At 43.7% G+C, this 22,823-nt stretch carries 23 protein-coding genes; 5 read left to right on the top strand and 18 right to left on the bottom strand.

Annotated elements, in window-relative coordinates; translation table 11 throughout:
- Positions 1–177 precede the first annotated feature (177 nt).
- Positions 178–1,053 (top strand): hypothetical protein, encoded by an 876-nt coding sequence (locus CVD19_RS23675; protein ID WP_101585640.1) that lies wholly within the window; start codon positions 178–180, stop codon positions 1,051–1,053.
- Here the strand turns inward: CVD19_RS23675 and CVD19_RS23670 are convergent.
- From CVD19_RS23670 to CVD19_RS23635, 8 genes are all read right to left on the bottom strand, one after another.
- Positions 1,022–2,653, bottom strand: coding sequence for a rhomboid family intramembrane serine protease (locus CVD19_RS23670; protein ID WP_308314901.1), 1,632 nt, complete (start codon positions 2,651–2,653; stop codon positions 1,022–1,024). The genes CVD19_RS23675 and CVD19_RS23670 overlap by 32 nt on opposite strands.
- A gap of 108 nt (positions 2,654–2,761) precedes the next feature.
- Complete coding sequence (locus CVD19_RS23665) at positions 2,762–2,959, bottom strand: hypothetical protein (protein WP_101585639.1); 198 nt, start codon at positions 2,957–2,959, stop codon at positions 2,762–2,764.
- Positions 2,960–3,136: 177 nt separating this feature from the next.
- Positions 3,137–4,090: an L-lactate dehydrogenase gene (locus CVD19_RS23660; RefSeq protein WP_101585638.1), complete on the bottom strand. Its 954-nt coding sequence runs from the start codon at positions 4,088–4,090 to the stop codon at positions 3,137–3,139.
- Between the two features lie 97 nt (positions 4,091–4,187).
- Positions 4,188–4,976: a DUF92 domain-containing protein gene (locus CVD19_RS23655; RefSeq protein WP_257985274.1), complete on the bottom strand. Its 789-nt coding sequence runs from the start codon at positions 4,974–4,976 to the stop codon at positions 4,188–4,190.
- Entirely contained in the window at positions 4,966–5,535 is a 570-nt protein-coding gene (locus CVD19_RS23650; protein WP_101585637.1) for a 5-formyltetrahydrofolate cyclo-ligase, read from the bottom strand. The genes CVD19_RS23655 and CVD19_RS23650 overlap by 11 nt, the downstream gene beginning before the upstream one ends.
- Before the next feature lie 106 nt (positions 5,536–5,641).
- Positions 5,642–5,791: a 50S ribosomal protein L33 gene (gene rpmG / locus CVD19_RS23645; protein ID WP_015594975.1), complete on the bottom strand. Its 150-nt coding sequence runs from the start codon at positions 5,789–5,791 to the stop codon at positions 5,642–5,644.
- Positions 5,792–5,855: 64 nt separating this feature from the next.
- Positions 5,856–6,482, bottom strand: a complete 627-nt coding sequence (locus tag CVD19_RS23640) for a hypothetical protein (RefSeq protein ID WP_101585636.1) — start codon at positions 6,480–6,482, stop codon at positions 5,856–5,858.
- 45 nt (positions 6,483–6,527) lie between these two features.
- Complete coding sequence (locus CVD19_RS23635; protein ID WP_101585635.1) at positions 6,528–8,492, bottom strand: glycosyltransferase; 1,965 nt, start codon at positions 8,490–8,492, stop codon at positions 6,528–6,530.
- A gap of 340 nt (positions 8,493–8,832) precedes the next feature.
- On the opposite strand from CVD19_RS23635, the gene CVD19_RS23630 reads away from it, so the two are divergent.
- Both CVD19_RS23630 and CVD19_RS23625 read left to right on the top strand, forming a co-directional pair.
- A complete protein-coding gene (locus CVD19_RS23630; RefSeq protein WP_101585634.1) occupies positions 8,833–9,213 on the top strand; it encodes a hypothetical protein in 381 nt (126 codons plus the stop codon).
- Positions 9,206–9,700, top strand: coding sequence for a hypothetical protein (locus tag CVD19_RS23625; protein WP_101585633.1), 495 nt, complete (start codon positions 9,206–9,208; stop codon positions 9,698–9,700). Before CVD19_RS23630 ends, CVD19_RS23625 begins: the two co-directional genes overlap by 8 nt.
- A 78-nt stretch (positions 9,701–9,778) precedes the next feature.
- On the opposite strand, the gene phoU is transcribed toward CVD19_RS23625, so the two are convergent.
- The 8 genes from phoU to CVD19_RS23585 all read right to left on the bottom strand — a co-directional run bounded on the left by phoU (position 9,779) and on the right by CVD19_RS23585 (position 19,115).
- Entirely contained in the window at positions 9,779–10,438 is a 660-nt protein-coding gene (gene phoU, locus CVD19_RS23620; RefSeq protein ID WP_180953777.1) for a phosphate signaling complex protein PhoU, read from the bottom strand.
- A gap of 76 nt (positions 10,439–10,514) precedes the next feature.
- Positions 10,515–11,342: a phosphate ABC transporter ATP-binding protein PstB gene (gene pstB / locus CVD19_RS23615; RefSeq protein WP_101585631.1), complete on the bottom strand. Its 828-nt coding sequence runs from the start codon at positions 11,340–11,342 to the stop codon at positions 10,515–10,517.
- A gap of 17 nt (positions 11,343–11,359) precedes the next feature.
- Positions 11,360–12,244: a phosphate ABC transporter permease PstA gene (gene pstA / locus CVD19_RS23610; protein WP_101585630.1), complete on the bottom strand. Its 885-nt coding sequence runs from the start codon at positions 12,242–12,244 to the stop codon at positions 11,360–11,362.
- Positions 12,245–12,246: 2 nt separating this feature from the next.
- Positions 12,247–13,161, bottom strand: coding sequence for a phosphate ABC transporter permease subunit PstC (pstC, locus tag CVD19_RS23605; protein WP_374702921.1), 915 nt, complete (start codon positions 13,159–13,161; stop codon positions 12,247–12,249).
- 167 nt (positions 13,162–13,328) lie between these two features.
- Positions 13,329–14,306 carry a PstS family phosphate ABC transporter substrate-binding protein gene (locus CVD19_RS23600; RefSeq protein WP_101585628.1) on the bottom strand — a complete coding sequence of 326 codons (978 nt, stop codon included), beginning with the start codon at positions 14,304–14,306 and terminating at the stop codon, positions 13,329–13,331.
- 249 nt (positions 14,307–14,555) lie between these two features.
- The gene (locus CVD19_RS23595; RefSeq protein ID WP_101585653.1) at positions 14,556–16,679 is read right to left on the bottom strand and encodes a peptidoglycan D,D-transpeptidase FtsI family protein; all 2,124 of its coding nucleotides are present in this window, start codon (positions 16,677–16,679) and stop codon (positions 14,556–14,558) included.
- A 458-nt stretch (positions 16,680–17,137) separates the two neighbouring features.
- Positions 17,138–18,367 carry an MFS transporter gene (locus CVD19_RS23590; protein WP_101585627.1) on the bottom strand — a complete coding sequence of 410 codons (1,230 nt, stop codon included), beginning with the start codon at positions 18,365–18,367 and terminating at the stop codon, positions 17,138–17,140.
- 139 nt (positions 18,368–18,506) lie between these two features.
- On the bottom strand, positions 18,507–19,115 hold the full coding sequence (locus CVD19_RS23585; protein WP_101585626.1) for a superoxide dismutase: 609 nt from the start codon (positions 19,113–19,115) through the stop codon (positions 18,507–18,509).
- A gap of 365 nt (positions 19,116–19,480) precedes the next feature.
- On the opposite strand from CVD19_RS23585, the gene CVD19_RS23580 reads away from it, so the two are divergent.
- Positions 19,481–20,173, top strand: coding sequence for a Crp/Fnr family transcriptional regulator (locus CVD19_RS23580; protein WP_101585625.1), 693 nt, complete (start codon positions 19,481–19,483; stop codon positions 20,171–20,173).
- Positions 20,174–20,240: 67 nt separating this feature from the next.
- Here the strand turns inward: CVD19_RS23580 and CVD19_RS23575 are convergent, their stop codons facing one another.
- Positions 20,241–20,723: a DUF456 domain-containing protein gene (locus CVD19_RS23575; protein WP_101585624.1), complete on the bottom strand. Its 483-nt coding sequence runs from the start codon at positions 20,721–20,723 to the stop codon at positions 20,241–20,243.
- A gap of 18 nt (positions 20,724–20,741) precedes the next feature.
- A complete protein-coding gene (locus CVD19_RS23570) occupies positions 20,742–21,491 on the bottom strand; it encodes a PhoU domain-containing protein (protein ID WP_374702920.1) in 750 nt (249 codons plus the stop codon).
- A gap of 220 nt (positions 21,492–21,711) precedes the next feature.
- Between CVD19_RS23570 and CVD19_RS23565 the strand changes: the two genes are divergently transcribed.
- On the top strand, positions 21,712–22,485 hold the full coding sequence (locus tag CVD19_RS23565) for a DUF1189 domain-containing protein (RefSeq protein ID WP_101585623.1): 774 nt from the start codon (positions 21,712–21,714) through the stop codon (positions 22,483–22,485).
- Positions 22,486–22,823: the final 338 nt, after the last annotated feature.

Here is a 22,823-nt window from a genome sequence, read left to right as displayed (position 1 = left end):
TCAGAAATGCTGTGCAATTAATGCATGCCATTTTTTCCCTTAAAGTCTCTATCCATCCTTGCCATGTCGCCGGCAAAACATACTTCCATCCAAGGCATTTTTCACATCAGCCACACATATATTTTCAACAGGGACAACCTTGCTTAAGGGAATGCGTCCATAAATGGGGGGATTCTTATGAAGCGGAGCCATTATTTTTTTATTGTGGCGCTTATAGCCACGATTGCCGGCGGGATTTTTGCAGGGCAGCAGATGTCCGTAAAAGAAACGATTATTTTTTTTCCGATAGATCCCGCTGCGTCCTATACAGAGGCAGCTACAACAATTACCTTAAAAGGCCGCCAAGAAAATGGGGGATACACTGTCGACTGGAGAGCAGGATCTGTTCTTGACCGAAAAGCGTACCTCAGGCAGGACATCAGCCTTCTCTTTGCAAACGGTCGGCTGCAGAAAATTTTCAGGAAGTGGAAACAAGGTGCAGACAAATTGGTTCAGGAAACCGAGGTTGAAGGAAAAGACAGCGCAAAATTCGAGGCTATTTCATTCCATTATTCCGAATTGCATGAAGGTGAAGATAAAATTACAAGTTCGCAGAGGATGTCCGGAGATTGGCTTTACGTTATTGATTCATCATTCAGTCCCCTCTATTCATTCCGCGTCCCGAACAACAAGGAAGACAAAGAATGGAAGAAAATCATTGATCAAAATCTGAAGCAGCAACTCCGGCACAGCTGGTCAAAAGCGATGAAAGCAAATTCCATTAATGAGGAAAAATATGAGGAAATCCCATTGACCGATATGGTCAAATTCGAGGGAGCAGCTCTGCCAGGGTTGAACCAGCGGGAAAGCGCAGCTGTGATTGGCAGGCTGTGGGAAGGCATATACAAAAACTATGTTTTGGGAATCAAAAAAAGGGACGGCACGATAATTGACCCTGCGGGCAGCACCCTCCCTTTAGTATTGCTTGCGAAAGATAGATCAGAATTACTGGTCGTGTTTGAAACTTCGGATGGCGAGCCGATCATTCTGAAGCAGATTGTAGATAGGCATTGATTTTATCGAGTATGTCCTTGTACTCCGTGCGATCAGGCTCAATCTCTACCGCGTTTTCAGCATAGGTTTTCGCTTCCGTGGCATTGTTTTGATCTAGATAAATTAGCGCCAAATTAAAGTGGGCTTCATGAAATTCCGGTTTCATATCAATGGCCCGGTGCAGGTGTTTCTTCGCATCCTCAAGCTTACCAAGCTTGATTTCCACAAATGATAGCTGAAACAGTGTTTCTGCGGTCACATCATCGGTTTCAGAAAAATCCTTCAGTATTACGTACGCTTCACTGTATTCTTGCTCGCGAATATGCTTCCCGGCCAGGGTGAGGATGGACTGCTCATCTACGATTTTCGAAGGGTTACCGTAACCATACTGAAGCGCACCAGTAATCCCTGCAGCTGAAGCAGCCAGGAAAAACAGCTGGAGCAAAAGCCGCCTTTTCTTCGGAAAATGGACAATTCCTGTCGCAGCAAATCCGCCAATCAAGCCGCCGATATGGCCCGCGTTATCAATTCCGGGAATAGTGAAGCCAAAGGCAAGGTTTATGCCCAGGACGACGAGGATGTTTAAACCCATTGTCCGGAAAAAAAGGCGGGGATAAATAACGCCAAAATAAAGCAATGCTCCAAAGCATCCAAAAATGGCACCACTTGCACCTGCTGACAGGTTTGGGCTGAAGATGAAGCTTGCTACCGATCCACTGAACCCGGCCACCAGATAAATAAATAAAAATCTGAAATTCCCATAAATCCGCTCAACCGCGGCACCAAGGTAATATAATGCAAGGGTGTTCATCAATAAATGAAAAACACCAATATGCAGGACAATCGGGGTGAAAAACCTCCACCACTCTCCCTGAAGTATCGACGGATTAAACTTTGCCCCAAAGGTGATAAGAGTTGCGGTATCGGTGCTGCTGCCCCTTAGCTCCATCAGCAGAAACACCACGATTTGAATGCCTATCAGGATATATGTAAAAAACGGTTTCCCATATTCAAAAATTGACTTTTCGGCTTTTGCTTTTTTTACAGCTGCCTGGAGCGTGTTCTGTTTTAAATCAAAAAGTTCCTGCTCGCCATATTCATCTTTTATTTCAAGAGCTATTTGCTCATCAAATATGCTGCTGATGTGATCGAAACCTGCAAGATAGTTTGTCCGGTCCACTATTAACGTAGAAACTGTGACCTTTCCAGTATCCGGACTGACATATGGATCTTCTATGCGAAATTCATAATTATCTACAGGCGGGTACGGGGTAAAATAAATATTTAATAATGTTAATTCGCCAGCAAAGAGCTGCTTTCTCAACTGTTCACCGTTATTGGCGGCAAGCTCAATATCCCTTTGGAGCCAATTTCCCCAGTCCAGATCATACCGCAGCAAACGAATCACCTGTGCCACCTTGTTCTCCGTCTTTTCGAGCCAAAGCTCATGCTGCTCCTGTGAAAGTTGTATGATGCGGTAGCCTCTTCCAGTGATTAAATAATTCGCCAGCCGCCAGAATAAATAATCCTCGATAGCAACCAATTTCTCCCCTGCTTTCTTGTTTTGAAAGAATAAAATGACTGTCTGCTGCCTCGGTAATCTTAGAATCGGCTTGTCCAATTCATATCCTTGGCTCGAGTTTATTATAAACTATCCGGACAAAGACCATGAACGAAGAAGATTACAAATGTTTTAAAAAACAAATTAAAAAGACCTTTATCAGGCCTTTTAGTTCCAATCCGAAGGTCCTGAGAATACTGACTGCATGATCCTGTTCCTGACCCCCGGGATTCCGATCATCGAGCCGGCCAACACGCGGCGCATGACGAGGTTGCCAAGCACCGTATTCATCAAACGGTATCGGTTCTGAAAAACATAGTAGCCTGCCAAACATACAACCATAAATGACACTAACCGTCTTATCATAACATCCCTCCACCAATAGTGTTGGATATCCGCATCCCTTTTATCCGGGTAAATTCAGTTGCACTATGGTACATAAATGACAGACATATATAATGGAAGAAAGCGGTTGCAAAACAGCTTAGGTGCCACGCAGTGTTTTGGATATCAAAAAGCCGCCGATCCGGCGGCTTGGCTTAATTATTGATTACCAAAGACTGATTGCATTACTTTCCTCAAAACATCAGCAGAATGGCCAAACTTTTGCAGTTCTCCTTCAGTCAATTCCAATTCCACTACATCCCTGATGCCGTTTCGGTTAACAATCGCCGGGACGCCGATATATATATCCTGCTGCCCGTATTCCCCGTCCAGGTATGCCGAAACAGTAAGAATCGAGTTTTCGTTGTGGAGTATTGCTTTGGTTAGCCTGACGAGCCCCATTGCAATCCCATAGAATGTCGCGCCTTTGCGCTGGATAATATGGTATGCGGCATCGCGGACATTCAGAAATAAGCTGTCAAGGTCTTCCTGCATATATGTGTCATTTTCTTCGATGATCTTAGTGATTGGTTTGCCGCCGATGTCGGCATGGCTCCACACCGGAAGCTCTGTGTCACCATGCTCTCCCACAATGTAAGCATGTACGTTACGTGTATCAACATTAAAATAGTCGCCTAACAGGAAACGGAATCTTGCTGTGTCAAGAATCGTACCGGAACCGATGACTCTTTCCTTTGGCAGCCCTGAAAATTGCCAGACCGCATACGTCAAAATATCAACCGGGTTTGTTGCTACAAGGAAGATTCCATCAAAACCGCTGCCCATCACCTCAGCGACAATGTTTTTAAATATTTTCGTATTTTTCTCTACCAGGTCAAGCCTCGTTTCGCCGGGTTTCTGGTTTGCTCCGGCACATAAAACGACAAGGTCGGCTTGCCCACAATCCGAATAATCCCCAAACCAAATTTTTGTCGGAGACGGAGCGAACGGCATGCCATGATTTAAGTCCATTGCGTCGCCTTCGGATTTTTCCTTGTTTAAATCGACCAGCACAAGCTCCTCGGCCACACCCTGGTTCAGCATGGCAAATGCATAGCTAGACCCGACAGCCCCGGTTCCCACTAATACAACACGGTTCACCCGGTTTTTCATTAACGATTCCCCCTTTAAATGTTTGCTATTTTCATTATTCCCATTTACCGGATGGAATGACACACAATATCGAAGCGCTGCCCATTATGAAATATTTTTAAACGAATTTATACAGACTTATTCCCAGTATTACCGCTATCAAACTTGATAGGAGATTTACCATATCATTATCCATCAACATATGTCCACTGATCAATCGGCCTGGTCTCCCGCAGTGCCGTGGATTCTCCGTGATATGCCCGCATTCAGTGCACTGATATGAAGCCTGGAAAAAAGCGCCAATAACAGAATCAACAAGCATGCCCGCAACACCGGCTGTAAAAATAATAAGTGTTTCAGGCATTTCCAGCTGAAAAAGGGCATCTGCTGAAACGGCAATCAACAGGGCACCAAAAACGGCAGCCAGTGTGCCAGGCCCCGAAATAGCCCCGGACACTCCCGTGGCAGCCCTTTTAAAGGTGCGAATGGAAATGGGCGGCTGTTTACTGAGAGTCCCAAGCTCGGAAGCCCAAGTGTCCGCATTTGCGCTTGCAATAGAAATGCAGTAGGCGAGAAGCCACACCGGGTTTTCCCATACAAATGCTGCCAGTGCAGCGGCGGCAGCAATTCCTCCATTTGCGGCGACCTGGATCCAGTCGCGGGCAGAGCCCTTTGTATGTATATTTTTTAAAAACTCTTTTTCGCGGTGCTTATACTTTGACCATATACTTGAACTTGCAAAGAAAATACCTAAAAGCAGCAGCCCTTCCATACCATATCCTGCAGTGGCACAGCAGCCAGTGACGAATGCTGCAGCAGCACCGGATGCAGTTAAAAAAGAGAAATAGTATCCAGCGATGCTCACCAGCCCGACGAAGATTATAGTAAACAGCACTTCAAGAGCCAATACGAAATACCCCTTTTTCAGTAATTAGTTTTGAAACCGGAATATCATGTGATTCTACTGGCAGTTCGGGAACTATTTGCATTTCAAAGGCAAGTGACACTGTCCGCCCCTTATATCCAGTTAGAAAGCGGTCATAATATCCACCACCGAAACCAAGTCTGTACCCCTTCTTTGTAAAGGATAGGCCAGGAACAATGAGAAGATCAATTCCAGACGGGTAAATTTCAACTGTTTCTGCTTTGACAGGTTCAAATAATCCAGAATAAACAGATTCGAGCTGGGAAAACCTTGTAAGCTTCCTGAATGACATCTCCCTTGTAACCGGCAGGCATTTCGGGACGCAGACATGTTTTCCCTCGCTCCATGCCCTGCGGATGATTTGTAAGGTATCGACCTCAGGATACCGGGAAATAGTAACCCCTACAACAGCTGCTTCCTTCCAATGTTCATCATCGTAAAGGTTAAGAGCAATTTGATAAGACATATCTTCATATAACGGCATGGACAGGGACGACAGTTCGTTCTTCATCTCGGCCCTTAGCAGCTTCTTTCGTTCCATTAGATGCCCCCCATGTTGGTTTTTTCCGAACACCTCTGAATTGACTTTAACATTTTAAGGAATTATATGAAAGTACAAAAAAAGCAGCGGGATTTATGTCCGCTGCTTACTTTGTTTCGCGATGTGCAGTTGTGCGTTTTTCTCTTGGGCAATATTTTTTCAGCTCAAGGCGATCTGGATTATTTCTTTTATTTTTTGTTGAAATATAGTTACGATCTCCGCACTCTGTGCAAGCTAACGTAATATTTACACGCATGGTTATTTCCCTCCAAACAATTCAAGCTAGGTTCGTTCATACGACTTTTCTATAATATCACTTTTTAAATTGAAATGCTAGTGTGTTTTTTTAAAACTGCCTTGTTTAGTTCAAGCAGTTCATCTTTGGCACTGCCCTGGATCACCCAGTTGCTGCTTTTTACTGTTTTGCAAGCCGGAATGGACAGCTGAATGGAATAGAGACTGGCGGCAAGCCCCTTGGCCATTGGCTGGTATTTGAGATGGCCGTTCTCCCGGCAACTCCATAAATTATCTGTTTTCACATTCCATACCGGCTGTACCGTACTTTGCTGGATTTTTTCCCGACTGGCGACTCCGTTCACAAGAAACACTTGGCTATTGGCAAAGTGAAAAATAACCTTGTCTGTCGGAGAAACAAAAGTAAAGTGATCATTCGAGGCAACAGCGTATTGATGCATAACAATCAGTTTCAACTCTTTCCTGCAATCGTTATGGTTGGTGATGTACATGTCAGAAAGGCGTATTTTTGAATGTATATGCTCCTGTTTAATTTTTATTGACAAACCTTCTTTTATGATCAGTCTTTCAAAATTATTGTTCACCCAGTATGCTTTTCCAGCCAGCCATAGGCATGGTGTCGTTACCAGCGGTTCACGTTCCACGTACTTTTGTATTTTGTCTTCAACGTCAAAAAATAAATTTGTATTCATTTGGCTGCACCTTTTTAGTTGGATTTAATTTTTGTCATTACTCAGCTAAATTTTCGATATGATCATTGTTTCTTCAAATATCCGTTTTGTTTCAAGGGCGACACGGTTCCAGCCATACCATTTCTCTACAAGCTGCCGGGCTTTCGAACCGATGATCTCTCCTTCTTTTACATTGTTCAGCAAAAAAGACATTTGGGCTGCCAGGTCGCCCGCGTCTCCTGGTTTCGCAAGCAGGCCGGTTGTAAGAGGCTGGATAATTCCTTTCAGGCCGCCTGTTTCTGAAACAATCACTGGTTTCCCATACGACATCGCTTCAACCGCCACAATCCCGAATGGTTCATACAGGCTTGGGAAAACAGCAAGGAAGCATTTCTCAAACAAAATGTTCCTTATCTCATCGCTGATAAAACCAATAAAATATACTAGATCATCCAATTGTTTTTCCCTGACAAGCTGTCTGTAATGTTCGAGAAGAGGGCCTTTTCCCGCAACGATAAAACATATATCATCGACGGACGCTTTGAGATGGCCGGCTGCTTCAATCAATGTTTCAAAGCCCTTTTCATGGACCATTCTCCCGATAGAAAACACGATTTTCCTTCCATGAATAAACGGATAAACTTCCCCTGCAGTTTGGGTATGGCCGTTGCCGGTTTCTTTTTCAACCCCGTTGGGAATAACGGCGATTTTTGATTCCTGGATATTAAAATGTTTAATAGCCTCTTCCTTCATAAACTCACTGCAAACGATCAACTGGTCAGCAGCTCGTGCCAGCTGCTCTTCCTTGCCTGAAATAAACCGCTGCATTTCAGTATATATCCCCATATGCCGTCCATGCTCAGTTGCGTGGATTGTTACGGCCAAAGGGAGTGAAAGGGCGGAACTGAGCGACATGGCGGCAGCCCCTGCCAGCCAGTCATGGGCATGTATTAATTGAAATTTAAGCGCTGCAGCAATTTCAAGGCCCTTTTGCGCAAGCTGTATGTTCAGGCCCCCGATCCATGACAGAAAATCCTGGTCCTGGGCATTTAACGGCATCACCCGGTGGATGTGCACGCCATCTGATTGTCCGTAAGAAGCTGCCCCAAAAGGCGCGGCCGTAATGACATGTATTTCAAAGCCAAGTTTCACAAGGTGCACAGCGAGCCCATGCACATGCCTGGCCAGCCCTCCGACAATATTTGGGGGATATTCCCAGGAAAGCATCATTATTCTCGCAACTGGCTCCCCTTCGACTTTCCATTCATGGTCCGTTGAGTACCGGCTATACGAAGCAGGCCGGCCCAAGTCTGGTTCGCCTGACACAGGTGCATCAGCCGGTGGTTCAGCCGTTTTTTGCACAGGTAAGGTTGCCTGCACAGTTTCATAATAACTGTAAGTACTTACATGTTCTGTCCATGCAGGCGGAGTGTACATGTTGTTAAGACAAATGCCCGGGTCACCCTGAACAGGGCCTGTCCCTTCGCCATATCCCGGTACTAGGACTGCGACAGACCTCACGATTGGCAAAAAGCTGTTCTCGCCCAGCTTCACGCCAATTTCCACAACATATGACCTGTTTGGCTTTAAGCCCTTCAACAGCCAGCTTTGTTGCGCATCCGGAATCATGATTTCCATTACACTGTGTTGATTGCTTCCGTTAAAGATAAGTGAAGTCACATCATAGAGGCGCAGGGATTTTTTCAACTCGTCCAATGGAACAACGAAAAATCCACTCAGCAGTTGGTACGTAAATTTTGAGATTCTCCAGGAAACTTTCATTTTTCTATGGGAATGTAATTGGGCATCGATACGGTCGGAAAATGGAACATAGGGATTTTTCCGTAATCTTTTCAGGCCAGGTGCACTTCCGGCGGGCATCGGCTTAGTTTTATCAAATTGCGAAATCTCGTTGCTTCCAGACTGTTTAGCCCACTCGTTCTGAACTTTTCCAACTGTTGAGCTTAGCACTTTCGCAATTTGCTGGAACGACAGGCCTTGCCTTCTTAACCTAACGATTTCATCAATCACGGCGGCACCTCTTATATTTTTAATTTATTAATATATTCAATTTGATTCCGGCTTATTCTATAAAATTATGTTAGCACCGATTATCTATGTTCACAATGAACGCATTTTGTCGATTATTGTGTGGCCTGCTAATATGACCAGAAGCAGGCGCATTTTATTTTTGCCGCATATGACAGAGTAGTCCTGCAGTTCTTAGTTTCGACATTTTCTGGAGACATTTGGCACCTTTATGTGACAATATAACCTAATTCAGCAAGAGGTATTGATTTACAGTCGAAAATTGAAGAATCCAATGATAAAATGATTTTATCTGTGATTAGAAGGACAGAGGTGCATATTTATGGATTACTTTATTTTAGGTTTGTTTTGTTTGTCTGTTCTATTATTCCTGGTTTCGTTTTTCGTTAAGGATCCTTACAAAACATTAAGTGAGGAAATTGACCAGCTGACGATCCAGCAAGTGCAGGAGCTCTATCAAATCAAAAAAAAGCTAAAAGTTCTGGAAGAAGAACTGCTTGTGAGTGATGATAGCCTTGCAGCACCAGCTCCCGCCAGGCCTGTTGCTGCAAAGGAAATACATGATATCATCAAAAATCAGGTTCGGTCGCTTTCCGTCCAGGGCAAAACGGTTGAACAAATCGCAAGGCAATCGTCCCTTTCTGTATATGAAGTAGAACAAATACTTCAACAGCCCGGCAATACAGGAGCCCAGCATGGATAAGCGGACAATAAGGGCATTTGCGTTCGGGATTTTCCTTGCAGCGGGCATCCTTGGATTTAAGGATCATTTTTCTGAAAACCCTGATAAGGCAGATGTATCAGTTGCAGATGCGAAGGAGATGCTTGGAGAAGAGGGCTATGAGGTCATCAGTGCCGCAGAGCTTGCTTCCTTAAAAGAAAAACAAACGAGCCAGGAAAATAAAACAGTCACAGACAAAACGCCGCTTGCAACCGAAGCGCAAGCTGGTGAGGCTGCAACACCTGAAAGTGAAGCAGAACAGAAGAAAATTGTTTTAACGGTCGCCAGTGGAATGACGATACAGGAGATTGCCGATATTTTATATCGGGAAAAACTGATCGGCGACACGAACGGTTTTGAACGATTCCTTATCGACAGTGGCTACCATACACAAATTCAACTCGGTTCATTTGAATTGACGGCCGGTCAAACGTTCGAAGAAATCGCAAAAGTCATTACAAAAAATTAAGGAGCAAGGGACAAAGTCCCTGCTCCTTTTTGCTGCCCTGGTTATCCGTTGAAGTTAAAATGCGTTTCCGCCTTCGTGTTAACCGTTCAGGTCGTAGCGCTTGCCTTTGACGAGGTAGAAAATATTCTCGGCAATGTTTGTTGTATGGTCAGCTGCTCTTTCTAAATAACGGCATACAAATGACAATTGCGTGATTTGCCCAATTTGCTCTGGGTTTGTCTGGTTAAGCTTGAGCAGGTCCTGGATGGTTTGGCCATATAAAGAGTCAACCTGGTCATCCATTTCCGCAACTTGTTTTGCTTTTGCGATGTCCTCATCATTAAAAGCTTCAATCGACATTCTGAGCATGTCAGAGGTTAGCTTGTGCATTTGCCGGATATGCTCGATCGGCTTGATGAGCGGCTCATTCCCGATCCTGATAGCTGATTTGGCAATATTGACACCAAAATCAGCAATCCTCTCAATATCTGTAGCAATCTTGATTGCCACAATAATCCTGCGCAGGTCGATCGCTACAGGCTGCTGCTTGGCTATTAGCAAAATGGCAAAATCATTAATATCCTCTTCAAGAGAATCAGCTTTTGCGTCCTCATCCATAATTTTTAACGCAAGTTCCACATTTTTAGTTTCAAGGGCTTCTAAAGATCTCGTCAGCGCTTCATCGGCCATATGGCCAAGGTCGATCAATTTGCTTTGCAGCTCTTTTAAGTCCTCTTGGAATCTTTCCCTAACAACCATCAGTCATGCTCCCTTCGTTCAACATAAGAAAAACTGCCTCAAATTCTGCGGGTATAAAAACGTAGTATATCCTATATTACCCGAAACGTCCGGTAATGTAATCTTCCGTACGCTGGTCGGATGGATTTGAAAAGATTTTATTAGTATCTGCAAACTCAACGACTTCACCGTTTAAGAAGAAGGCAGTTTTATCGGAAATACGGGCTGCCTGCTGCATATTATGGGTCACGATGATAATGCTAAAATCTTTTTTCAATTCCTGGACCAATTCCTCTACCTTTAATGTTGAAATTGGGTCGAGAGCTGAAGTTGGTTCGTCCATCAGGATGACATCCGGTTCGATCGCAAGGCAGCGGGCAATGCACAGGCGCTGCTGCTGTCCGCCGGAAAGCCCATATGCATTCTGGTTAAGACGGTCTTTGACTTCATCCCAGATCGCAGCTCCACGAAGGCTCTGCTCAACAATTTCATCTAAAACTTTTTTATTGCGGATCCCGTGTATTCTTGGACCATATGCAATATTATCGTAAATGGATTTTGGGAACGGATTTGGCTTTTGGAAAACCATTCCTACTCGTGTCCTTAAATCTTCAACCTTGTAATCCTTATCTAAAATATTTTGTTCCCTGTACAGAATCTCCCCGGAAATGCGAACCGAAGGAACCAATTCCACCATTCTGTTGAGCGTTTTGATATAGGTGGATTTTCCGCAGCCAGAAGGACCGATGATCGCTGTTACTTCATTTTCATTTATTTCAAGATTGATGTTTTTTAAAGCGTGTCCTTCCCCATACCAGAGATTCAGATCTTTTGTATGATAAACAGTTTTTTTGGCTGTTCCGGACGCATCGGATCCAGCACGGTTTGAAGTTATTTTCTTTTCGCTTTCTGATATTACCGCCATCACATATTCCTCCTGGATTAAAATCTGTTTTGGAACTTGTTTCTAATGATAATTGCAATGGAATTCATCGCAAACAAGACAATCAGCAAAATCACAATTGTTGCAGCAGCAAGATTTGCATATTCGTCGACAAGTGCTGAGTCTATTGTCCAATAATAAATCTGCACAGGCAATATCGTAAACCTGTCAAAGATGCCATCCGGAAGAGGGATAAGCAATGCCGGAATACCAATAACGACAAGCGGTGCCGTTTCACCGATGGCACGGGAGAGGGCTAATATGACACCCGTCAGGATTCCAGGGATGGATGCAGGCAGCACAACATTTTTTACTGTTTGCCACTTTGTGGCACCCATTCCGTATGAAGCCTCTCTTAAAAATTGCGGGACCGCACGTATCGCTTCCTGGCTGGCAACAACAACGACAGGAAGTACGAGCAGCGCCATTGTCAGTCCTCCAGCCAATACGACTGAACCTAAATCAAGTGCCCTTACAAAAACAGTCAGGCCGAGGATTCCAAAAACAACAGATGGTACACCCGCGAGATTGGATATATTGGTTTGAATGAAGGACTGGAGCCATCCTTTTTTGGCATATTCTTCTAGATAGATGGCAGTTCCGACTCCTAAAAGCATTGTTACTGGAGCGACAACAAGCATCAGCCACAATGTCCCTAATATAGCCCCCATGATTCCGGCTCTTTCTGGATCGGTAGATAATTTATTCATCAAGAAGTCTGCATCGATCCATCCAAGGCTTTGCGAAACAACACGGTATATGAGAATAATCAAAACAACGAGCCCAAATAATGTCGCCAAAAAGAACAATCCCTTTGCCAGATTGTTCGTAAGCAGCCGTGAACCCATTTTCTTTTGAACTTGCGCAGCGTCTACATGCTTCATAATTAATATTCCTCCCTGAATCTACGGGATATATATTGAGCTATTAGATTCATGACCAGGGTAAATACAAATAATGTCATGGCAACTGCGTATAAACTGTAATACAATGTGGTTCCAGCTGCAGCCTCGCCGCCAGTCACTTCAACAATATAAGCTGTCATGGTCTGCATCGATTGTGTTATATCAAATGTAAAGTTCTTTGAACTTCCGCTCGCAATTGTAACAATCATTGTTTCCCCAATAGCTCGTGAAATTCCAAGTACAAATGACGCGATAATCCCAGAAATAGCAGCTGGAATAACAACTTTCCACGCTACCTCAAGCTTTGTTGAACCCAATGCCAAAGCTCCCTCACGCATGGAGTTAGGCACAGCGCTCATCGCGTCTTCAGATAATGACGCCACCATAGGAATGATCATGATGCCCATAACGATGCCGGGACTAAGTATGTTCGTAGGTTCTAATCCGGGTATGATTGATCTTAATAACGGAGTAACGAATGTAAAGGCAAAAAAGCCATACACTATTGTTGGAATCCCTGCAAGAATTTCGAGAATCGGCTTAAGGACCCTCCTAAGGTTGTCGGAGGCATATTCACTTAGGAAAACTGCTGTCATGACACCTATAGGAATAGCGACCAGCATAGCGATCGCCGATGAAATAACGGTCCCTGTCAACAACGGCAGCACACCGAAAACAGCGTCATCACCCAAAGGTTTAAGCTTGGTACCTGTAAAGAATTCCAATACCGGAACCTCTTTAAAAAACATCACAGTTTCGCGCAGGAGAGTAAACAGGATGCCAATTGTTGTAAGCACAGAAATTGCAGCAATCGTGAATAGTAGGCCAGGTATCAATTTCTCAGTGTAAGTGCTGATACTCTTTGCCTTCTTCTTCTCTTGTATTAATTGACTGATATTAAGTTGACTGCCGCTTTGACGACCCTCAGTCTTTTGCACTAATAAAAACCCCTTTCATCCTTATATTATCCAAGGAAGAGCCTTGCAAACCTTTTTTACACACGCAAGAAGATGAGAAGGATATACTTCTCATCTTCCAGGGATAATCAGCTTGCTTTTCTAGATTACTTCAATGCATTTAAAGCATCAAGCGCAGCCTTCTTGTCTTCATCAGACAATGGAGCGAATCCAGTTTCTTTCGCAACGTCCTGTGCGTTTTCCATAGTATAGATTGCATAATCTAATACTTCTGGCTTTTCTTTAGCATGATCCACATTCAGGTAACTGAATACTGGCCGAGTGAAAGGAGCGTATTCGCCATCTTCAGCAATTGTGTCTAGTGAAGGCTCAACCGGGCCATTGCCAAAGTTAACTTTAACCGCAGCCAGCTTATCCTTATTGTTTTCATAGTAGCCATAGCCGAAGAATGCGATAGCATTTTTGTCTTTTGACACCAGGTCTACCAGAGTTGAGTAGTCTTGCTGTAAATTGATTCCTTCAGGAAGTGATTTTTCTTCCAGGATGTTTTCAAACATGAATTCATAAGTTCCATGGTTTTCGTTAGGTCCATAGGTTTTGATTTCTTTATTCGGGAAGTCCGGGCGGACATCAGACCATTTTTTCATGCCTTTTTCAGCAAGGAAAATGTTGATGATTTCTTCTTGTGTTAGTTCTTTTGCCCAATCATTGTCTTTATTGATTACGAATGTCAGACCATCTAATGCGACCTTCAATTCTTGGACTTCAATTCCCAATTCTTCAGCTTTTGCTCTCTCTTCGTCTTTGATTTGACGGGAAGCATCGTTGAAGTCAGTTCCGTCTTTTGCAAGGAATTTTTTGAAGCCAGCTGAAGTTCCTGCGCGGCTTACTTCAACAGAAACATTTTCCTGTTCATTTGCCATATAGTTTTCAGCCATTTTAGCCATAAAAGGATATACAGTACCAGAACCGTCGATTACTACACTGCCTTCTAATTCAGCTTTTTTATCGTCATTGTTTCCATTACCGCCGTTGTTGCCTTCATCTCCGCCTCCGCAAGCTGCTGAAAACACCATTACTGCAGCAAGCATGATAAGCAGGCTTAATTTTTTGAAGCTTTTCATTCGGTAATTCCCCCTATGAGATATGGTTGTTTTGTCCTACAAGACTAAGAATACTGCCCGAGTTTTAAAACGGTTTTAACTGAATGTAAAGGTTTTGTAAATTCACATGAACTTTGATTAATACTGTCGATTTATGTCCACAATAACTTGACCAAAAAACCAAGGGGTTTTGTTGTAGATAGTATTCCCCTATTTATCGAAAAAAAACTGCCTCCGAAAGAGACAGTTTCCAACATATTGTATATTTTTCTACTGGTTCTGGCCTGTTTCGCCTTGCACCGGATCCTGCTGCGCTGCTGCTTGTACGCTTTCTGTTGTTTGCCCAGGCTGTCCCGAATTCGGATTTGTTTCCTGGCGTTGTTTCTTAATTTCGAAGTAAGCATCAAGCACGCGGCGGCCGATGTCGTTGTTTGCATGGTGGCCCTGATCCCCTTCATAGGCCCACGGAACCATGACGGACATCGCGATTTCCGGGTTATCATGGGGCGCATACCCAATCAGGCTCAAATTCATGACTTCCGGGGGTTTCGTGAATTTTCCTCGTTCTGGTCCGTCGTAAAATGCCTGTGCAGTCCCAGTCTTTCCTGCTGGTTTGTATGGTGCCGTTCCGAAAGCGCCGACTGCTGTTCCCTGGGGCTCCTGCATAACCCTCCTGAATCCTTCCTGGACACGCTTGATCCATTCCGGTTTCGCGTCGATCCGGTTTAATATTACAGGGTCAATTTCCTTCACGACCGGACCGATTTCATTGTTTTTCATAAGCGGTTCACGGATTTCTTTAACCATGCGCGGCTGCACGCGGTAACCGCCATTTGCTATCGCTGATACATACTGGGCTAGCTGCAATGGTGTATAAGTGTCGTACTGCCCGATTGCGAAGTCCAGCAAAAGCCCTGGTCCCCGTTCTGAACCTTTGAATCCGACCATTTCGTTCGGCAGGTCAATGCCTGTCCTGACGCCCAGCCCGAACTGGCTGAACGAATTGCGGAAAGTATCAAAGGCTTTAGGGTCCAGTGGCAAAGGCTGTTCAGGCACGTAATGCCCCTTCCCGACGTTAATGGCCGTCCTGAACATGTACACGTTGGAAGATACCTTCAAGGCATTGATGTCGTCCAATGTTCCCAGACCACTTTTCCAGGAGCTTTTTGGCTTCGTGTTTTTAATCCTGATCGGTGTATCAAAAAATGACGTGCCCGGCTGGATGGCTCCTGTTTTAAATCCTGTCAATACCGTTGCTCCTTTTACAGCAGAACCAACGTTGTAGGAGGTGGTAAAGTTCCCGCTAGCAAAATCATTCATCTCCGTCTGGCCGGTTTCTTTGTCCTTGACGATCTGTTTGCCGGCCATGGTGATGACTTCCCCTGTTTTAGGATCCATCAGGACGACAAACGCCCTGTCAAGCAAGCGTGTGTTTCCATCCTGCTTCGCCTTCATCAATTCTTCTTCAATGATTTTCTCGACAGCAAGCTGGAGATCCATATCGATAGTCAGAACAAGGTCCTTCCCGCGCTGTCCTTCAGAAATGACCTTTGTGCTGAGGACGTTTCCAGCTTTATCGGTAATATTTTTGATGCGGGCCTTTTGGCCGTGCAGCACATCTTCGTACTGCAATTCAATATAGCTGAGGCCAACCCTGTCGTTTCGGCTGTAGCCTCTGGAAAGATAGTAATCCAATTTTTCCTTCGGCAGTCCTTTATCAGATTCACTGATTTTTCCAATAATGGTCCTTAGTGTTTTATCATATACATAATTCCGTTCCCAATCTGTGGTTGTATCCACGCCGGGAAGGCGTTCCAGGTTTTCACTGACAACTGCGAATTCTTCGGGGCTTACATTTTTTTTGACTATTTGCGGGGAGAGCGCATAACCGCTGTTAAATTCCCTGAAAATCGCAAGCACTTCCATATCCGCTTCAGATAAAGCCTGTAAATCAGTATCTGTTATCCGCTCCAGCTGCAGATCGTACAGTTTTTTATCGTCCAGCTTTTTCTGGTTGTATAAATCCCATTCTTTTTTTGTTATTTTTTCTTTTGCCGCTTCCGGATTTGTTAAAATCCAATAATCCTTTTTATCTCTTTCCTTTACTTTTTCATCATCCATGATAATCAACTTCGCCAGCTTCTCTGCCACTTCCAGCATTTCTTTTGGCTTGGTCCCCTGGTTCCTTGTATAGGTAATGGCTTTGTTTGGCGTATTGTCGACAATCAATTTGATGTTTCTGTCATACATCTTCCCGCGGGGGACCGGATTATTTACTGTTACGTCCTCTGTCCGGTCAACTTCTCTTTTAAAATCATCCCCATACACTATTTGAACGATTCCCAATCGGAAAATAAGCGTTGAAAACAACAAAAAAACCGCGAAAAACACCATGTTCAGCCTGAACGGCACATGAGTTTTTTTCTTTTTCTTATTCAAGACTTCCCCACACTTCCTTTAGAGTGTTTTGTCGAAATTTACACTATTAACATTCTAAAGGAAAACAGCCGATTTTTCTATTGCGAAAGGGGGATATGCATTCATTTCCAACAAAAGTCCCAATAAGGAAAAGTGGAAGCGCCTCAGTTGAGGCTAAGAGCGGGCACATCCATGTACCCAACGCCTCAACCCCTTACATCCTGTAATTCCGGCGACAGGCATAAGACGAGCCGGCAGGAATGCTGCTCTTTAGCCTTTTTGACCAATTGATTGAAATTTGGAGGCGACTGCACTGGGACTCGAGTCCCAAGGAGCCGTAACTAGACAAGCTTATGACCCGAGCCCCCAGGCGCTGTAGCTGGACAATTCTCGAAGCATAATTATAGTTAGCTATCTTCTACAAGAACCGGTTGTCACCCCGGCTCTGCTTCGGCGGAAAAATGAATTTGCCGGATAAAAAAATAAATGACGGTGTGGCCCGCTCCCAAAAACAGCAGCAAAAACGGCATGCTTGTTTTGTGGTCGAATAACGTGACCGACGCCAGAAAAAGCAGAATCGATACTATTCGCCCCGCATTGATAAAGATTTCCCGGACAACGATGTATTCAATCCTCATTTCAGCGGCTTTCCAGCCGCGCCCAATTACATCATAGGTCAAGGACATATACGGAACAAGAAGGAGGGGATAGGCAACTGCGATGCATGCCGCATACAGCAGCAGCCTCATATATGTAATTTCAAAAACGATCAGGAAAATAGAAAGATAAAGGATGATACCTCCAAGTAAAATCGCTTTTTTACGGAATTCTTTTTTTAGCATCCTTGAGGTCATGTAATACCCTATGAATGAAATTCCTGAATTAATAAGTCCAAATGTTCCCAACGCCATTTCGCTTCCAGTCGTTATAAAAACAAATACGGAGATCACAAACGCAAAGGTACCCTCGCGCAGTCCCTGAAAAAAATTGGCAATCGTTATCATCCGCCAATTTTTGTTGTTTTTTCTCTCAGCCAATATTCTCTGAAACCAGTACCTGCCTTTAGCGGGGCGCCGCTTCAGGAAAAGGCTCAGGAAAACCGCGACCGAGAAGAGGGTAAGCGAGAGACCAAACACAATTGAATACCCGGTGAACTTTTCGAACCTGGAAATGATAAATCCCGCTGCTATTGGACCCGACATACCGCCTATAGAGGAAAGGATCCCAAGAAACCCGTTAAAAAAATCTCTCGATTCGGGCTCGGTGATCTCAAAGGTGAGCACATTGAACGCCAGCCAGTAAAATCCGTAGCCCATTCCAAGCAGCCCGCCTAAAAGCAGGAACAGGTCCGAGGCTTTAGTGCCAAAAAAAAGAACACACAAATAAAATGATGCAAGAAAAATAACACCGATTCTTAACACGATCACCCGGTCGATTTTCTTTGCCCATCTGCCCGCAAGAATGAAAGTTAAGGGCTGCAGAATGACAATCGACAGGTTGTAAAGCCCGATATCAGTGAACTCACCGGACTGCTTCCATAAATAAATATTCACAAAGGTATTTGAAAGTGCGACACTAAGCGAGTACAGTCCCCCGATCAGAAGCAGCAAAGTCAAATCCTTAGTAAGCTCGACATCCCCGATGAGCTTTTTGATCTCTATCATTAAAAACTACCCCTTTTCCTAACGGGTAGTTTCCGTTAAAAACGGTATCTTATTCATATTTTTAAATGCTTCACCTCCTGCCCGTTATTCCTGAAATTAAAAAGACAGGCTTAGCTGAAAGCCTGTCTCCTGCAATTATTTATTTGGCTGAATTGTAGCGGTTATTTACTTCTTCCCAATTTACAACATTCCAGAAAGCAGCGATGTATTCTGGCCTTCTGTTCTGGTATTTAAGGTAGTATGAGTGCTCCCATACGTCAAGTCCGAGAAGCGGCGTTTTGCCTTCCATCAGTGGGGAATCCTGGTTAGGCGTGCTTGTTACTGCAAGCTCCCCATTATTGACAACAAGCCAGGCCCAGCCGGAGCCAAAGCGGGTAGTTGCCGCCTTTGAGAATTCTTCTTTAAATCCTTCAAAACCGCCAAACTTCTGCTTAATCGCATCTGCAAGTTCGCCTGAAGGTTCGCCTCCTCCGTTTGGTGAAAGGATTTGCCAGAATAAGGTGTGGTTGGCGTGTCCCCCGCCATTATTTCTTACTGCGGTGCGGACTGCTTCAGGAACAGCATCCAAATTTGAAATAACTTCTTCAACCGTTTTGGACAGAAGTTCTTCGTTGCCTTCAAGAGCGTTATTTAAGTTCGTAACATATGTGTTATGGTGTTTTGTGTGGTGGATATTCATTGTTTCCTTGTCAATGTGTGGTTCCAGTGCATCATATCCGTAAGGTAACTGCGGTAATTCAAATGCCATTTTTAACATCCTCCTATGTAACATTTTTTCTTTTAGAATAATTCTTCATCTCATACAATTCAGAATTGTCCTAACAGGTTTACAGCATAAGATTACCAGACAACGGCAATCGTTTCAAATGAAATGCTTCTGACAACATAGTTACATTCCCCTGATTTTTGTTGATTATTCTTTTTTCCGTATGCTTTTTTTTTCAGGCAGGAATGTTTCGAAAAATTGTCATGATTGAACAATAGCTGCATCCTGTCAACGATTTTTGTCATATGGGCAGAAAAATAATCCCAATAAATACCAAAATACTATTGACATCATGTCAACTCTCTTTTATACCTAAAGTAACAGCCAACCGAAGGAGCAGATTCCTTATGGATAAAACCATATCTTTATACAGTTTAGCTTTACAGCACTTTATCGGCAAAGAGACCGTCCAAAAATTCAAGCCTGGTTCCATTATTTTCCAGGAAGATGAACCGGTCAATCACATTTATTTGATCCTGGACGGAAGTGTATCGATTGGCAGGGTCCACATGAAAGGTAAAGAATTCATATTAAAAATCCTTAACGGCGAAGAAATGATAATCGAATACGAATTGTTTAAACTTCAGCCACAGTATCACTTTTCAGCCAAAACGTTAACAGAATGCCAGATGATAATGGTTAAAAGGGAACAGTTCGAGGAATTTGTCACAGGGGACAGGACAGCAATAAGTGCCCTGGCCAACTGGCTGAGCACAAGGTATTTGAAAGCTCAGATGAAATGCCAGGACTTAATCATGAATGGAAAAAAAGGCGGGCTATACTCAATCCTCATCCGTCTATGCAACAGCTATGGGGTTATGACAGACGATGGAATTGTAATCGATTTGCCCCTTACCCACCAGGAATTGGCCAACCTTACATACGGCACCAGGGAAGTCATTCAGCGTATGCTGAAGGAATTGCGGGAAAAAGATATCATTTCCTATGATCAGCTTAAATTCACCGTGAAAAATTTAAAATATTTAAAGCATGAAGTCGACTGTCAGAATTGCGCATATGAGATTTGCGGTTTGAATTAAATCGAGGCAGAAAAAAATCGTGCCGGTCAGCACGATTTTTTTCTGGCCTCGTCACTTGTACAGGATGTTAAAATACAGCCACAAGAAAATAAATAACCATCACGGCCTGGATGAGCCCTTTCGTGATCACACTGCTGACGAAACCCACAACAGATCCAAAACCAATCTTGACAGCTTCATTCAGGTGCTTCTTATTAACGGCGATTTCTGCGATTATCGCACCGAGAAACGGGCCGACCAGTATTCCGAAAACCGGGATCACAAACGGTCCTGCCAGAAGGCCAATGGTGCTTCCCCAGACTCCCGCTTTCGTACCACCATATTTTTTCACGCCAACCATGTTCGCCACATAATCTGCCCCGAACAGCAGCACCACGAATAAGCCTTGAATTGTCCAGAATACCCAGTTAAATGGTTCAAATGAAAATAATATGCCGTACATAATAAACCCTGCTGCCAAAAACAGCACACTCGGAATAATCGGATACAGCAAGCCGGCAAACGCTATGATGAAAAAAATGATGATAAGTGCCCAATAAAGGTATTCCAAATCAATCAGTCCTTTATATCATAATAGGTTTCTGTACATATTTTGGCGTGAGTTGCCACTTCCTAAAACGGCTTCCGCAATATTCACTGCGTGGTCTCCGATTCTTTCGAGATTGCTTACAATGTCAACAAAGACAATCCCGGCATGCCCGGTACAGGAGCCGTCATTCATGCGAAGAATTTGCTGTTTGCGAAGCCTCCGCTCCATTTCGTCGATTTCTTCCTCTTTTTCAACAACGTTTTTGGCAGTCTGCATGTCTTGATGGTCCAGCGCGTAAAGAGCTTCCTTTACAGTAAGGAAAGTCAGGCTGAACATGCTTTCCAGGTCCTGCATCGCCAAACCCGAGAGTTTTATCTTATTAGATAGTTGATAATCGGCCAATTCTACGATATTTTCAAAATGATCCCCGATCCGTTCAATATCCCGTACAGTATCCAAAAGCATCAAATGCTCCTCGGCTTCATGTCCCGTGAGTGAGCTTGATGACAGTTCAATTAAATAATCTGTAATCTTACGGTCTAAATCATTAATACTTTCTTCTAAATGAAGGGCAGCACTGGAATGTTTATAATTCTTTGTTTTCAAAAACTGATAGGATTCTTCCATTCCCTGCAACGCCAGCTTGCCCATCCGCAAAACTTCCTCCTTAGCCTGTCCAAGGGCAAAGGATGGCGCCTTTTTAATGAAGGCGCGGTCCATATGAAGCGGCCGTTTCCTGAATCCGGTACGCGTCACCAAAAAGCTGATTATTCCTGACAAATTAACCAAACTCTTCAACCCCTATACCATCTGCTCAGTGTATATAAACATGTACAAAGTTTAATGCAATATGAAACAAATCTCGACATTATTTTACATTACCTTAATATAATGCCTGTACATTTACAATAATTCAACAAATATTGCCTTTCCTGTTTAGTTAAATGTTGTTAAACACATTCTATAAAGATAAAATTAGTTCGTTGAAACTTTTAAAGGGTGTGCTACTATGAATATTTTCAAGCAGTTTTATAAAAGTCTTTATTCGCCTAAAGATATATCGATGTTCCGTTTCCAGGGAATCGGCAAGACGATACTTTATGTTTTCTTTATTACGCTTATTTCTATCATTCCAACAGGCTATTATTTTTCCCAAGCCATCAATTCCGCCCTGGATGCGGCCCTCGCTACAATTGATGATGAAATCCCTGCTTTCACTATCGAAAATGGAGTGCTGCAATCTGGCCAAAAAGAGCCAGTCACCATTGAACAAGACGACTTCACCATATATTTTGACTCTACTGGAATGATGGAAGCACAAGATTTGCAGAATAACGAAAATGCTGTGGCATTATTGAAAGATGAGCTCGTTTTTATTGCCGGAGGGCAAGTGACTCCATATCCGTATTCCATAGCGGATGATATGACTGTATCCAAACAGGATGTTGCCAGCTTCCTCGAGTCTGTGGACACTGCACTCGTAATCATAATCCCTATCCTGCTTACCGTCATTTACCTGTTCTCGAGTGCCGCAAAATTTATTGAGGTGTCGATGCTGGCTTTGTTCGGGCTGATCCTCAAGAATATTTTCGGCAAAAGGCTGAAGTACCCCCAACTCTGGAGGATGTCGGCCTACAGCGTCACTTTGCCAACCGTTTTTTTCACGGTGATGGCATCATTAAAAACGACCGTACCTTACGATTACCTGCTTAACTGGTTTGTCGCCCTGTCGATGCTTACTCTGGCTATGAAAGAAATTCCATCTCCTAAACAAAGTGAATAAAGAAAACTCGCCGATTGGCGAGCCCCTTAGGGCGAAGACAGAGGCGTAGTTCAACCGAAAAGTTCCACTTTTCCGCCTGCGATGCTGATGCTTACGAAGCATTCCTTTATGCACTTATACTTTGTTTCCAAAATCGGCCCCTACGTCGAGTTTTCTTGTTGCTGCCAATTTATAATTTCCTAACGTATGAAAAATGCGCCTGCCAAAGGCGCATTCAGACTGTCGACAAATTCGATGAAAATCGTTTTTGTCGACAGTCTTTTTTGTATAATTGGGATATAAAGGCTTGAATGAGGTGGATGTTATGCTAACGAAAAACACGCAGATGAATCGGGATC

The sequence above is a fragment of the Bacillus sp. T33-2 genome, from assembly GCF_002860205.1.
Taxonomy (GTDB): domain Bacteria; phylum Bacillota; class Bacilli; order Bacillales; family Cytobacillaceae; genus T33-2.
Note: the sequence above shows the minus strand (reverse complement) of the source record. Positions and strands in the feature narration are given on the sequence as shown.

What these genes read in the sequence shown, in the direction of transcription:
- CVD19_RS23595 (WP_101585653.1), bottom strand. Translation starts at nt 16,679, where the DNA reads ATGGTGTTTTTCGCGGTTTTTTTGTTGTTTTCAACGCTTATTTTCCGA.
- pstA (WP_101585630.1), bottom strand. Translation starts at nt 12,244, where the DNA reads ATGAAGCATGTAGACGCTGCGCAAGTTCAAAAGAAAATGGGTTCACGG.
- CVD19_RS23565 (WP_101585623.1), top strand. Translation starts at nt 21,712, where the DNA reads ATGAATATTTTCAAGCAGTTTTATAAAAGTCTTTATTCGCCTAAAGAT.
- CVD19_RS23625 (WP_101585633.1), top strand. Translation starts at nt 9,206, where the DNA reads ATGGATAAGCGGACAATAAGGGCATTTGCGTTCGGGATTTTCCTTGCA.
- CVD19_RS23640 (WP_101585636.1), bottom strand. Translation starts at nt 6,482, where the DNA reads ATGAATACAAATTTATTTTTTGACGTTGAAGACAAAATACAAAAGTAC.
- CVD19_RS23665 (WP_101585639.1), bottom strand. Translation starts at nt 2,959, where the DNA reads ATGATAAGACGGTTAGTGTCATTTATGGTTGTATGTTTGGCAGGCTAC.
- CVD19_RS23675 (WP_101585640.1), top strand. Translation starts at nt 178, where the DNA reads ATGAAGCGGAGCCATTATTTTTTTATTGTGGCGCTTATAGCCACGATT.
- CVD19_RS23650 (WP_101585637.1), bottom strand. Translation starts at nt 5,535, where the DNA reads ATGGAACGAAAGAAGCTGCTAAGGGCCGAGATGAAGAACGAACTGTCG.
- CVD19_RS23580 (WP_101585625.1), top strand. Translation starts at nt 19,481, where the DNA reads ATGGATAAAACCATATCTTTATACAGTTTAGCTTTACAGCACTTTATC.
- CVD19_RS23585 (WP_101585626.1), bottom strand. Translation starts at nt 19,115, where the DNA reads ATGGCATTTGAATTACCGCAGTTACCTTACGGATATGATGCACTGGAA.
- phoU (WP_180953777.1), bottom strand. Translation starts at nt 10,438, where the DNA reads ATGGTTGTTAGGGAAAGATTCCAAGAGGACTTAAAAGAGCTGCAAAGC.
- pstB (WP_101585631.1), bottom strand. Translation starts at nt 11,342, where the DNA reads ATGGCGGTAATATCAGAAAGCGAAAAGAAAATAACTTCAAACCGTGCT.
- CVD19_RS23590 (WP_101585627.1), bottom strand. Translation starts at nt 18,367, where the DNA reads ATGATAGAGATCAAAAAGCTCATCGGGGATGTCGAGCTTACTAAGGAT.
- rpmG (WP_015594975.1), bottom strand. Translation starts at nt 5,791, where the DNA reads ATGCGTGTAAATATTACGTTAGCTTGCACAGAGTGCGGAGATCGTAAC.
- CVD19_RS23630 (WP_101585634.1), top strand. Translation starts at nt 8,833, where the DNA reads ATGGATTACTTTATTTTAGGTTTGTTTTGTTTGTCTGTTCTATTATTC.
- CVD19_RS23600 (WP_101585628.1), bottom strand. Translation starts at nt 14,306, where the DNA reads ATGAAAAGCTTCAAAAAATTAAGCCTGCTTATCATGCTTGCTGCAGTA.
- CVD19_RS23660 (WP_101585638.1), bottom strand. Translation starts at nt 4,090, where the DNA reads ATGAAAAACCGGGTGAACCGTGTTGTATTAGTGGGAACCGGGGCTGTC.